Annotated in this window: 10 protein-coding genes; 9 read left to right on the top strand and 1 reads right to left on the bottom strand. The window is 40.9% G+C overall.

Annotation, left to right across the window (positions count from 1 at the left end; translation table 11 throughout):
• Window positions 1-10 precede the first annotated feature (10 nt).
• From sufB to sufU, 4 genes are read left to right on the top strand one after another with little or no spacing between them, the layout of a single operon-like run.
• On the top strand, window positions 11-1423 hold the full coding sequence (sufB, locus tag BLR11_RS02090; RefSeq protein ID WP_091647770.1) for a Fe-S cluster assembly protein SufB: 1413 nt from the start codon (window positions 11-13) through the stop codon (window positions 1421-1423).
• A 12-nt stretch (window positions 1424-1435) separates the two neighbouring features.
• On the top strand, window positions 1436-2560 hold the full coding sequence (locus BLR11_RS02085) for a SufB/SufD family protein (RefSeq protein WP_091647768.1): 1125 nt from the start codon (window positions 1436-1438) through the stop codon (window positions 2558-2560).
• Window positions 2523-3743: an aminotransferase class V-fold PLP-dependent enzyme gene (locus tag BLR11_RS02080; protein ID WP_091647767.1), complete on the top strand. Its 1221-nt coding sequence runs from the start codon at window positions 2523-2525 to the stop codon at window positions 3741-3743. Before BLR11_RS02085 ends, BLR11_RS02080 begins: the two co-directional genes overlap by 38 nt.
• A gap of 11 nt (window positions 3744-3754) precedes the next feature.
• Window positions 3755-4195 (top strand): Fe-S cluster assembly sulfur transfer protein SufU, encoded by a 441-nt coding sequence (gene sufU, locus BLR11_RS02075; RefSeq protein WP_091647765.1) that lies wholly within the window; start codon window positions 3755-3757, stop codon window positions 4193-4195.
• A gap of 107 nt (window positions 4196-4302) precedes the next feature.
• On the opposite strand, the gene lgt is transcribed toward sufU, so the two are convergent.
• Entirely contained in the window at window positions 4303-5094 is a 792-nt protein-coding gene (gene lgt / locus BLR11_RS02070) for a prolipoprotein diacylglyceryl transferase (protein ID WP_091647763.1), read from the bottom strand.
• A gap of 100 nt (window positions 5095-5194) precedes the next feature.
• On the opposite strand from lgt, the gene BLR11_RS02065 reads away from it, so the two are divergent.
• The 5 genes from BLR11_RS02065 to BLR11_RS02045 form a co-directional block, all read left to right on the top strand.
• Window positions 5195-6727 carry a glycosyl hydrolase family 18 protein gene (locus tag BLR11_RS02065; RefSeq protein WP_091647761.1) on the top strand — a complete coding sequence of 511 codons (1533 nt, stop codon included), beginning with the start codon at window positions 5195-5197 and terminating at the stop codon, window positions 6725-6727.
• A gap of 381 nt (window positions 6728-7108) precedes the next feature.
• Window positions 7109-9583 carry a leucine--tRNA ligase gene (leuS, locus tag BLR11_RS02060; protein ID WP_218118696.1) on the top strand — a complete coding sequence of 825 codons (2475 nt, stop codon included), beginning with the start codon at window positions 7109-7111 and terminating at the stop codon, window positions 9581-9583.
• Between the two features lie 92 nt (window positions 9584-9675).
• Entirely contained in the window at window positions 9676-10290 is a 615-nt protein-coding gene (locus BLR11_RS02055; protein ID WP_176762837.1) for an NUDIX hydrolase, read from the top strand.
• A 535-nt stretch (window positions 10291-10825) separates the two neighbouring features.
• Window positions 10826-11965 carry an acyl-CoA dehydrogenase gene (locus tag BLR11_RS02050; RefSeq protein ID WP_091647756.1) on the top strand — a complete coding sequence of 380 codons (1140 nt, stop codon included), beginning with the start codon at window positions 10826-10828 and terminating at the stop codon, window positions 11963-11965.
• Between the two features lie 79 nt (window positions 11966-12044).
• The coding region (locus BLR11_RS02045; RefSeq protein ID WP_091647755.1) for an electron transfer flavoprotein subunit beta/FixA family protein at window positions 12045-12770 on the top strand (726 nt) is incomplete at its 3' end.

The raw sequence follows: 12770 nt of genomic DNA, 5'->3' as shown, positions 1-12770 counted from the left end.
AGGGGTTAGTATGGCTGATGCAAAAAGTAAAATTGATGCCTTGTCCAATTTTGGCAACGTCTATAATTTTAAAAAAGATTTTACGTATTCCTATAAAACCGAAGCAGGATTGACTCCGGAAATTGTTAAGGAAATCTCAGATAAAAAACATGAACCGGAATGGATGCTGCGTTTTCGGCTGAAATCCTTGGAAACTTTTTATAAATTGGATTATCCCGACTGGGCACCTGATATCAGCGAACTCGATATGGATAATATTGTCACCTATGTACGGCCTAATGCACAGATGAAAGCGAATTGGAATGAGGTTCCCGATGACATTAAGGATACATTTGACAGGCTGGGAATTCCAGAGGCTGAAAAGACTTCATTAGCCGGAGTTGGGGCACAGTATGATTCGGAAGTCGTATATCACAGCATTCAAGAAGATTTAGTTAAACAGGGAGTTATTTATACGGATTTTGATACGGCTCTTAGCAAATATGAAGATATTGTAAAAGCACATTTCATGAAACTTGTCCCCCCGACAGATCATAAATTCGCAGCTCTTCATGGGGCAGTATGGTCCGGAGGATCCTATGTGTTTGTACCCAAGGGCGTACAGGTGTCCATCCCATTGCAGAGTTATTTTCGTCTGAACGCTCCCGGGGCGGGTCAATTCGAACATACTATGATTATTGTTGAAGAGGGAGCTAAAGTTCATTTTATTGAAGGATGTTCAGCACCTAAATATAACGTAGCAAATCTCCATGCAGGATGTGTGGAACTCTTTATTGGCGATAATGCAGAATTGACGTATTCAACTATTGAAAACTGGTCAAAAAACATGTATAACTTAAATACCAAACGAGCGATCGTAGGTAAGAACGGACGTATTAACTGGGTTACGGGCTCTTTTGGCTCGCATACATCCTGCTTATATCCTATGAGCATCCTGCAAGGAGAAGGGGCTCATTGTGAATTTACCGGAGTTACTTTTGCCGGTGAAGGGCAGTATCTTGATACGGGTTCCAAAGTAGTACATAATGCACCGTATACGACTAGCAATATTAATTCAAAATCTATTTCTAAAAGCGGTGGAGTCTGTATTTATCGAGGCTGCGTTGTTGTCAATGAAAAAGCAGAAGGAGCGAAGGCTAATGTCAGCTGCGAATCGCTGATGCTGGACGAAATTTCACAATCCGATACGATACCGGCGATTATTGTAAAAAATGATAATATAGATTTAGGGCATGAAGCGAAGATAGGACGCATATCTGATGAGGCTATTTTTTATCTGATGAGCCGAGGACTAAGTGAAGAGGAAGCACGTGCGATGTTGGTCAGAGGATTTGTCGAACCGGTTTCTAAAGCATTGCCTTTAGAATACGCGGTAGAAATGAATAATCTGATTAATCTGGAACTTAAAGGTTCATTGAAATAGGGAGGAATTATCATGATCAAAGAACAATATAACCAACTCCCGCGAACCACGTTCCGCTGGATGAAGGTAAATCATTTGGAGTTAGCGCCTCAGCAGATGAGCCCGGCTGTATATATACAGCCTCAGGAACATCATGACGGAGAGGTCGCAGTGCGGTTTTACGATGGAGATGGCAATTTGTCGCTGGGAGACTTTACGGGTGCCAATGCAGAGGCGTTATCACAAGCGCTGCATCATAGTACGACGGGGTGCCGTATAGAAATTGCACCTCACGCAAAGGGAGCTGTTTGGCTTACCTATACACTGAGTGAAGAAGTTCCGCAGATTATTGCCCAACTTCAAATTAAGGCTGGTAATGGCAGTGATGTGTCGATATATCTGACTTTTGAAGGTGACGCGGAACAAGGAAATGTCAATTTTTTAAATTACATAGAAGCTGAGAAAGGCGCGAAAGTGAAAATTAGTAAAATTCAGCTTCACGGGGAACATGTACGGCATATAGAACACCGTTATGCAAAAACAGAAAAACAAAGTTTTGTTGATTATGTAAGTGCTGAGATTGGCAGCCGTGAAACGATTGTTTACTATAAGACAGATCTTTTAAAGGAAAGTGGGAAGTTTCACAGTAATACGATGTACATGGGAGATGATACACAGATATTTGATTTTTCCTATTGGGTTCCACAGCAGGGAAAACAGACGGAAACCGATATTCTTACGACCGGTTCACTCATGGGAAGCTCGAAAAAATATTTTCGCGGTACGATAGATTTTCTGCGTGGTGGGAAAAAAGCAGTTGGATCTGAATCAGATGTATGTCTTTTGCTGAGTCCGAAAGCACATTCCATTTCTATTCCGCTTCTTCTTTGTAAGGAAGATGATGTTGTTGGAAATCATGCTTCCAGTGCGGGTCAAATTGATCAAGATAAACTTTTTTATCTGATGAGCCGTGGATTTAGTGAAAATGGTGCACAATTGATTATTGTTGAGTCTAATATTAGACCGGTCATTGATAAACTGGGTGATTCGGCTATGGAAAATAAAGTGTTGCAGGCTGTTCGCGAAAAGATGCAGTACTGCCATAAGAAAGGTGATTGCCATGTTAAATGTTCGAAAAGATTTCCCCATATTGACTAAAGTTCATAACGGACATCAGATTGTTTATTTTGATAATGCAGCTACGACACAAAAGCCTAAACAAGTGATCCAGGCAATTGTTGATTTGTTGGAGAACCACAATGGCAATCCGCATCGTGGTGCGCATATTTTGAGTGTGGAAGCATCGAAGCTGTATGATGATGCGCGCATAGCTGTACAAAAATTTATTAATGCAGCGCATAGTGAAGAAGTTGTATTTGTCCGTAATGCTACGGAGGCGCTTAATATCATAGCTCGAAGTTATGGCGAAACGCACTTGCACGAGGGCGATAAGATTGTTATCCCGATTTCTGAACATCATGCCAATTTGGTTACCTGGCAGCGTGTTGCCAGAGTAACAGGAGCAAAACTTGTCTATATGTATCTTGATGAAACAGGACATTTTACGGAAAATGATTTAGCTAAAATCGACAGTAAAACAAAAATTGTTGCATTTGCGGCAGTCAGCAACGTGTTAGGCATGAAAACGCCTATTAAAAAAATTATTGATAAAGCGCATGCGGCAGGAGCCGTCGTTGTACTTGATGGAGCGCAGGCGGCACCTCATATGAAGAGTGATGTGCAACAATGGGATTGCGATTTTTATGTTTTTTCCGGACATAAGATGCTGGGTTCTGCTGGAACCGGTGTGCTGTATGGAAAACGTGATTTATTAAATGATATGGAACCTTTCCTTTTGGGCGGAGATATGATAGAATACGTCCAAGAACAGACCACGACTTTCAATGTGCTGCCGTTTAAATTTGAAGCGGGAACTGAAAATGTTGAAGGTGCGGTTGCATTGCATGCAGCAATTGATTATCTGGAAAACATAGGATTTGATACTATCGAAGCAAAAGAACACGAATTAGTAACGCGGGCTCTTCAGGGATTGGAACAAATTCCTTATGTTCACATTATCGGCAGTACCAACGCTGAGGAAAAAACAGGCGTTATTTCCTTTACTATTGAAGGAGTGCATCCTCATGATGTGGCAACTATCCTTGACAGCTACGGAATTGCGATTCGGTCGGGACATCATTGTGCACAGCCTTATGGCAGCCATATCGGAGCGGAGGCATCAAATCGTGTCAGCTTTTATATTTACAATACAGTTGAAGAAGTTGACTATTTTCTTGATAAATTAAAACTTGTTCGTAAAACGATGGGTTTTAAAGACTAGGAGTGGCAGATATGGAAGACATGAATCAGTTATATTCTGATATTATTTTGGAGCACAACCAGAATCAACTCAATAAACATGAACTCAATCCATATAATTTGGAAGAACGAGGGCATAATCCAAGTTGTGGCGATGATATTACGCTGCGTGCCGAAATCGAAAACGGCATTGTAAAGGATGCTGCGTATACGGGACACGGATGTGCTATCAGCCAAGCTTCGGCAGATATGATGATTGATATTATAAAAGGTAAAACAGTGGATGAAGCGTTGCGGCTTGTTGATTTATTTCTTGATATGATTAAACGGGAAATTACGGATGAGGAGAAATTAGAAGATTTGGAGGATGCTATTGCTCTAAAAAATATTTCTAATATGCCGGCTCGTGTAAAATGTGCAGTTCTTGCGTGGCACACCTTGAAAGAAGCTATTGTAAATAAAAATCAACAATAAAATTAATAAAGTATCTATTGGGTTAAGATAGAGAAAAGGAACATGTAGCAGGATAAATCAAAATCCTGCCACATGTTCCTTTTTGATGGGACTTAAAAACCAGATAGTTATTGTCCCTTATCTTCTGTATCGATTTTGCCATAAAACTGAAGATATAAAAATACGGCAGCGGCTATGCCAAATGCAATTACACTGGTCATTTGAGCTGATTTTAAACCCATAACGAGGTTTACGTAATCTCCGCGTAAAAATTCCAAGAAGAAACGTTCTACAGCATATAACATAATGTAAAGACAAAAGACCTGTCCTTTTTTGTGAGGGAAACTGCTGTAAAAAAGCAAGGCTACAAAAACTAAAACATCAAGTTGTCCTTCCCATATTTCTGCCGGCCATAAAGGCTGGCTGCCATATGTATGATACGCAAGTGTTGTGTCTGGATATAATAAGCCGAAATTTTCTCCTGTGGGATGTCCGAAGGCATCTCCGTTCATGAGGTTGGCCATGCGGCCGATGGATTGTCCCAATATAATAGCAGGTGCCAGAAGGTCGGCAAAAGCCCAAGTATCAATATGATGATATCTGGTGTATATGATGCCGGCGATGGCTCCGAATAGGAGGCCGCCTTGTATTGCCATGCCGCCCTGCCAGACATACGGAATCTCTGTAATATGGTTATGATAATACGTCCAGTCGAAAAAGAAAACATCCCACAGACGTCCGCCTACAATACCCATAAGACCGCAGTACATGGTAAAATCAAATATATGTACATGCCAGCCCCGTCCATCCCGTTTCATAATATAATAAGCAACAACGCCTGCCGACAGAATCCCAAGCATGAATAAAAGACCATAAGAACGAATAGGAAAAGATCCGATATAAAACAAATATTGATGCATATGTTTCCTCCTTTGTGTTATAATAGCATAATGTATATATTATAACGTATTTATGTAAAATTACCAGATAAAAAATATTTATATAGTAGGAGAATGTGCAATGATTCACTGGAAATCTAAAAAAAATCTTATGTTTTTGGTTCCTTTATTTTTGGCAGTAAGCATCACGGTAACACTGCCGCAAAATATTTTTGCTAAGACAGTTAGTGTAAAAGAAACAAAGAAATCAGATCCTGTTTTTAACGTACCCACGGTCAACAATCCGATTCAAGCTATGGATATTCAAAATTTAAAAATTGTGGAAGAACAAGGAAGGTGGCTTGTATCAGGTAATTCCCTGTCACAATACGGTATTCACGAGATTTCAGGAAAAACGGGATATTTTCTCGTGCGCTTACCTAAATCAAAACAGAATACGACGGATACGTTATGGCAGAATCCTAATGTAGAACTTCTCTTTCCCGGCAGTAAAGGAAAGAAGGATTACACTGTCAGTATACAGCATATTCGCCGGCCTTTAGGTATTCGTTATGTTTTGCAGCCAAAAGAAAAAGAATTAGAGCCGCCATTGACACCTGTTACGATGATTCCTGAATTGAAAGAGCAGGATTCAATCGCTGTAATCAATAAAAAGGGGAAATTAGATATTGCTCTTCTATGGGATCCTATGATGAAAGAAAAAGATAATATTCCTGAAATAAACGCCAAACAGCGTGTCATTTCTCCCACAGCATTTAGAATGACGACAGCAGGGATAGAGCTGCGCAATCCGGATTTAGATACACTGATTGCGGCATATCGTGACAAAGGGTATAATATATGGCCTTTGGTGGACAATCATTTTGATCCTCAATTTACACATCAATTGCTTATGGACGACAGCTTGAAGGAACGCGTAATAAAACAGCTCATAGGCTATGCACTGCTATATAATTTGAATGGATATAATCTTGATTTCGAGAATATAAATTATGAAGACCGCGATCGTCTGACCGCGTTTGTTGGTGATATTGTTAAAGCGGGACATGCGTATGGACTCACTATTTCTATGGATGTGACAGCTATATCCAATAATCCCAATTGGTCTCAGGTTTATGACCGCGCTTCCTTGGCTAAACAGCTTGATTATGTCGTACTTATGGCCTATGACCAATTTGGTCGAGCCAGTGCCGTTGCCGGACCGAATGCATCATACCCATGGGTCGATGCGAGTGTAAGAAAGATGATAACTGTCGTTCCGCCGAATAAACTTATTCTTGGGATGCCTTTATATATGCGCACTTGGTATGAAACCAATGATCCGGGAACGCTTCCTTCTGATATGGATACTTGGCTGCAGCGGACATCGCAGATCAGTATGGCTGCCCCCTCTTCCCTTGATGTGAAAACGTTGACGATGTCGGACAGCAAAAAGCTATTTGCTCGTTTTAAAAAAGATATACGCTGGGATGAGGCTTTGAAATTGTATTATATGGAATTGCCCGTTGCTGAAGGACAAATAAAAATATGGTTTGAAGATGAAAAGTCTTTGCAGTATAAATATTTGCTGTTATCTGCCTATCGCTTGGCAGGAGCTGCTTTTTGGCGCAAAGGGTTTGAAGTAAATGATTTTTGGCAGAACTTTCCTGCGTAAAATAGAAAACAAAAAGATTTCATGTTTTTATACTTTACAAAAAAGGAATAGCGTAGTAGAATATGTAACATCTATAAGGTAAGCAATGATTGGGAATTGTAAACAACAGCGTTCCAGAGAGCCGGCGATGGTGGAAATCCGGTACGTCAGAAGTTTATTCACTCACCCGGGAGCTTCTTATGCTGAAACATAGTAAGTATAAGCGTTTGACGGGCGTTAACCGTAAGACGGAATACTATTTCGTCGTAATGAGAACCAATTAGGGTGGTACAGCGATCATACGCCCCTAACGATGCATTGCAAGGCATTGTTAGGGGCTTTTCTTTTTGTGATAGAGATACCAGGTATAGGTTGAATTGTACGTATAGGAGGCATATGTTAATAATGGAAAAGTATATCCCACAGGAAATTGAAAAAAAATGGCAAAAAAAATGGCTGGAGGAAAAGGTTGATTGTTGTCCGGATGATAATGGAAAGCCGCCGTATTATGTTTTGGAAATGTTTCCTTATCCATCAGGAAACCTTCATATGGGACATGTGCGCAATTACTCTATTGGGGATGTCATTGCCAGATATAAACGGATGACGGGCTTTAATGTTTTGCATCCGATGGGATGGGATTCGTTCGGGATGCCTGCGGAAAATGCTGCCATCAAAAACAATATTCCGCCGGCAGTGTGGACACTGGATAACATATCCAATATGAAACGGCAGCAGCAGGCTTTGGGACTTTCCTATGATTGGGACCGGGAAGCGACAACTTGCAAGGAAGATTACTATAAATGGAATCAATGGCTCTTTGAATTATTTTATAAAAAAGGTCTTGTATATAGAAAAAAGGCAAAGGTAAACTGGTGTGAAAACTGTAATACTGTTTTGGCAAATGAACAAGTTATTGATGGCAAATGCTGGCGCTGTGATTCCGATGTTGTAAAAAAAGACTTGGAACAATGGTTTATAAAAATCACTGATTATGCGGATCGCCTGCTGCAGGACCTGAATAAGCTGGATGGATGGCCGGAACGTGTCAAGACGATGCAGAAAAATTGGATCGGACGCAGTGAAGGTGCCGAGTTTGACTTTACTATTCCTGAAATAGACAAAAAAATATCTATGTTTTCTACAAGAGTGGATACAATTTTTGGCGTAACATATATTGTATTGGCCCCGGAACATCCGTATGTGGCGGAATTGATTAAAGGCAAGGAAAATGAAACAGAACTCCGCAATTTTATCACCCGTATGAAAAATATGAATGATATGGACCGCACCTCGGACGATGCCGAAAAAGAAGGCATGTTTACTGGCTCTTATGCGATAAATCCAGTTAATAATGAAGAAGTGCCTATTTGGATTGCCAATTATGTTTTGATCGATTATGGAACAGGTGCTGTAATGGGGGTTCCGGGTCATGATGCACGTGACTGGGAGTTTGCTAAAAAATATCAGCTGCCGATTCGACTGGTCGTTCAGAATGAAGAAGGAACATTAGATCTAGATACGATGGAAACAGCATACCATGATCCCGGAATTTTGGTTAATTCCGGTTCATTTAACGGTCTGACCGATGAAGAAGGGCGTAAAGCTATTACCCAATGGCTTGTGGAACATCAATTGGGGCATGGTACTGTAAACTATAAACTTCGCGATTGGCTTATTTCCCGTCAGCGCTATTGGGGTACTCCCATTCCGGTCATTTATTGTGATACCTGTGGAGAACAGCTTGTTCCTGAAGATCAGCTGCCGATTACGCTGCCCACGGATGTTAAATTTACAGCGGGTGCTGTTTCCCCGTTGGCTACAAGTGAAAATTTTGTTCATTGTACTTGTCCGAAATGCGGTGGTCCTGCTCGGCGTGAAACTGATACCATGGATACATTTTTTGATTCTTCCTGGTATTACTTACGCTATACAGATGCAAGAAATAATCAGGCGGCCTTTGATTCGAAAAAAGCGAATCATTGGATGGCCGTTGACCAATATATCGGCGGTATTGAACACGCTATTCTGCATTTGCTGTATTCCCGTTTCTTTATGAAGGTCTTGTATGATGCCGGTTTAGTGGAAGACGATGAACCATTTACTCGTCTGCTGACACAGGGAATGGTTCTGATGGATGGCAGTAAAATGTCAAAATCCAAGGGCAATGTTGTATCTCCGGAAGAAATTGTACAAAAATACGGAGCGGATACAGCACGGTTATTTATCTTGTTTGCCGCACCGCCGGAACGTGATTTGGAATGGTCTGATCAAGGAGTGGAAGGCTCCTTCCGCTTTTTAAATCGTGTATGGCGCATTTTTGGACAATATATGGAATTGATGAAACAAGGAGACCCTGCCTCTCAAGAGTATACAGAAGATGAAAAAGAACTTCGCTTTGTGGAATATACCTCCATTGGAAAAGTTACAGAAGGTGTTACTGGTAAATATAACTTTAATACAGCGATTAGTTCTATTATGGAAATGGTCAATGCGATGTATGCATATGTAGGAAAAAATCAGACAATCCGTAAAGATCTGGCGCTGGAGGTAAATAAAAATTTGTTATTGCTGCTGGCTCCGTTTACGCCGCATATTACAGAAGAATTGTGGCATGATGCAGGATTTGAAGGGAGCGTTCATGAAGCAGCCTGGCCGGAAGTGGATGCTTCGGCTTTGATCGTCGATGAAATTGAAATACCTATACAAATTAATGGTAAAGTCCGCGAACGCATTACAATACCTGTCGATATTACGAGTGAAGAAATGAAAGAAAAAGTATTATCAATGCCCCGTGTGAAAGAATTTATAGATGGCAGGAAAATTATTAAATATATTGTCATTCCGCAAAAGATTGTTAATATTGTTGTAAAATAAGTAAAAATTAAGATACTCATATAAAAATGAGTATCTTTTTTTGCACGCATTTGATATCATAAAATATGATATATATGAAGGGGAGCATAGACATGAATACTGAAAAATGGAGCAGCATAAAGGCAAAACAGTCGCCTGTGCTGCGTAATAAACAATGTGCAGTGTTAGTCCCGCTCATTGAAAATAATGGCAATCTGGGGGTTTTATTTGAAGTTCGCAGCAGCAAACTCAGCTGGCAGCCGGGTGATATTTGTTTTCCCGGAGGGGGCAGGGAGAATACCGATATTTCTTTTGAACATACAGCGGTTAGAGAAACAATGGAAGAATTAGGAACTTCAAAAAAACAAATTCAGATGCTCGGCAGACTGGATTATGTCGAGTCTCCTGTCGGGGTAACTGTATGGCCGTTTGTTGGGATGATAGAGGCTGGCTGCATTCATATAAGCAAACAGGAAGTACAGGAAATTTTTATTGTTCCGGTGTCGTGGTTTCTCACACAGGAACCGGAACATTTCTGCATGGAAATTGCGACAAGACCGGCGGCTGGTTTTCCGGATGTCATTGCCAAGCAATTATCTTGGCAGTGGCGTAAACGTTCTTCGTATGATATTTACATGTATCAATATGAAAATAAAACGATTTGGGGAATTACAGCGCATATCGTCAAAAATTTTATTAGTCAATATCGCCGCATAGAAATGACATAGTACTTTTTACTATGCCATTTAGTTATAAATAAATTATTTGCTATATTGTTTTTTTATAATGAAATACGTGTGGTAATGTTATTGATTTTTTTATATTGTGTTAATTATTGCACAATATATTTGCTAAGAAATAGCTGTAATACTGGCATTTTTATTATTTTATGCAAATAAAGTTCATCGAATATTTTCAATAAGCCAAGTGAAAAAATGTGTTGCAATGAACAAAAAAGATTATGTATGATAATAAGTTTTAGCTGGTTAGCTATGAGAAAAAAAAATAATAATATTGCCCCAAGTGCTGTTTTTTCTATTGATTTAATTTGTGAAAAGTTGTACAATTCAGATGTGGGAGATTAGAACAATTGTGTATATGCCGTGTGCATTTATCATTGTCTAATTGTGGTTATCATAGCTGCTACAGGCTTTCGGAAGCACCTGCAGAAGTTAGTTCAAAGCGGCAATAACTATATCTTTTTACAATGCTTTTTAGTTTAAACTAAATAGTAAAAACATTCTAAAGGAGAGTGGAAGAATCATGGATTTTAACATGACGGAAGATCAACAAATGTTTGTAAAATTGGCTAAAGACTTTGGTGAAAAAAGATTAGCCCCGACTATTACTGAACGTGACCATCACGGTATTTTTGATGAAGCAATCGTCAAAGAAATGCTCGAAATGGGTTTGGGCGGCACATATTTCCCAGAAGAATACGGCGGAGCTGGTGCCGATGTATTGAGCTACATCATGACAGTAGAAGAACTGGCTAAGTATGATGCAGGTGTCAGCATTACATTGTCCGGAACCGTATCCTTGTGTGCCAATCCGATTTTTGAATACGGCACAGAAGAACAAAAGAAAAAATTCTTAACTCCGCTTTGCGAAGGCACGAAACTGGGTGCGTTCGGCTTGACAGAACCGAATGCCGGTACCGATGCTTCCGGCCAGCAGACCGTTGCTGTAAAAGAAGGCGACCATTACATCTTGAATGGCTCCAAAATCTTTATCACCAACGCAGGCGCAGCTGATATCTATATTGTATTCGCTATGACGGATAAGAGCCAGGGTAATCATGGTATTACGGCATTCATCCTTGAAAAAGGAATGGAAGGCTTTACTTTTGGCAAGAAAGAAGACAAACTCGGGATCCATACCTCTCAGACGATGGAACTCGTATTCCAGAATGTAAAAGTTCCTGTTGAAAATATGCTGGGTCAAGAAGGCAAAGGCTTCAAAATTGCTATGCAGACATTGGACGGCGGCCGTATCGGCGTAGCCGCACAGGCATTGGGGATTGCAGAAGCCGCGTTGAAAGATGCAGTTGAATATTCCAAACAGCGTGTACAGTTTGGCAAACCGATCTGCAAATTCCAGGCTATTTCCTTCAAGCTTGCTGATATGGCAATGAAGATCGAAGCAGCTAGAAACCTCGTATACAAAGCAGCGATGAAAAAACAGGAAAAGAAACCGTATTCGGTGGATGCCGCAATGGCAAAATGCTATGCTTCGGATGTAGCTATGGAAGTTTCAGTTGACGCAGTTCAGATTTTCGGCGGCTACGGCTACAGCGAAGAATATCCAGTTGCCCGTCATATGCGTGATGCAAAGATTACGCAGATTTATGAAGGCACGAACGAAGTACAGCGCATGGTTACTTCCGGTGCATTATTGCGGTAATTGGCATGACAAAGCAGGTTTGATTGTTGCGTAATCAAGCTGTGGAGACAAGAAAACATTTTTAGGAGGTTAGCGTAATATGGAAATATTGGTATGTGTAAAACAAGTACCAGATACTGCAGAAGTAAAAATCGACCCAGTGAAACATACCGTCATTCGTGCGGGTGTGCCTAACATCTTTAATCCGTTTGACCAGAATGCCTTGGAAGCTGCACTGCAGCTGAAGGATGAACAGGGAGCTAAGGTAACGCTGCTCTCCATGGGGCCACCGCAGGCTGTAGAAGTACTTCGTGAAGGGCTGGCAATGGGAGCCGACGAAGCATATTTGCTGACAGACAGAAAAGTCGGCGGTTCGGATACCCTGGCAACAGGCTACTGCCTGGCACAGGCAGTCAAGAAAGTTGCTGAATTACAAGGACTGGACCATTTCGACATGATCTTATGCGGCAAGCAGGCCATTGATGGAGATACAGCACAGGTCGGTCCGCAGATAGCAGCTGAACTCGGTATCCCACAGATCACCTACGCAGCACATATCGAAGTAGAAGGAGAAAAAGTAACGGTAAAGCAGCAGAATGAAGAAGGCTATATCGTTACGGAAGCTTCGTTCCCAGTTCTCATTACGGCTGTAAAAGAATTAAATGAACCGCGGTTCCCGACTATTCGCGGAACGATGAAGGCCAAACGTCGCGAAATACCAACCTTGTCGGCAGATGATATCAAAGTAGACGAAAGCCGTATCGGTTTGAGCGGTTCGCCGACAAATGTCCGCAAAATCTTCACTCCGCCTCAGAGAACGCAGGGT

It is taken from the genome of Megasphaera paucivorans (assembly GCF_900103535.1).
Classification (GTDB): Bacteria; Bacillota; Negativicutes; order Veillonellales; family Megasphaeraceae; genus Megasphaera_A; species Megasphaera_A paucivorans.
Note: the sequence above shows the minus strand (reverse complement) of the source record. Positions and strands in the feature narration are given on the sequence as shown.

Excerpts from the sequence above, each read along its gene's own strand:
- BLR11_RS02050 (WP_091647756.1), top strand. The coding sequence starts at position 10,826 with ATGGATTTTAACATGACGGAAGATCAACAAATGTTTGTAAAATTGGCT.
- BLR11_RS02055 (WP_176762837.1), top strand. The coding sequence starts at position 9,676 with ATGAATACTGAAAAATGGAGCAGCATAAAGGCAAAACAGTCGCCTGTG.
- BLR11_RS02085 (WP_091647768.1), top strand. The coding sequence starts at position 1,436 with ATGATCAAAGAACAATATAACCAACTCCCGCGAACCACGTTCCGCTGG.
- lgt (WP_091647763.1), bottom strand. The coding sequence starts at position 5,094 with ATGCATCAATATTTGTTTTATATCGGATCTTTTCCTATTCGTTCTTAT.
- sufB (WP_091647770.1), top strand. The coding sequence starts at position 11 with ATGGCTGATGCAAAAAGTAAAATTGATGCCTTGTCCAATTTTGGCAAC.
- sufU (WP_091647765.1), top strand. The coding sequence starts at position 3,755 with ATGGAAGACATGAATCAGTTATATTCTGATATTATTTTGGAGCACAAC.
- BLR11_RS02065 (WP_091647761.1), top strand. The coding sequence starts at position 5,195 with ATGATTCACTGGAAATCTAAAAAAAATCTTATGTTTTTGGTTCCTTTA.
- BLR11_RS02080 (WP_091647767.1), top strand. The coding sequence starts at position 2,523 with ATGTTAAATGTTCGAAAAGATTTCCCCATATTGACTAAAGTTCATAAC.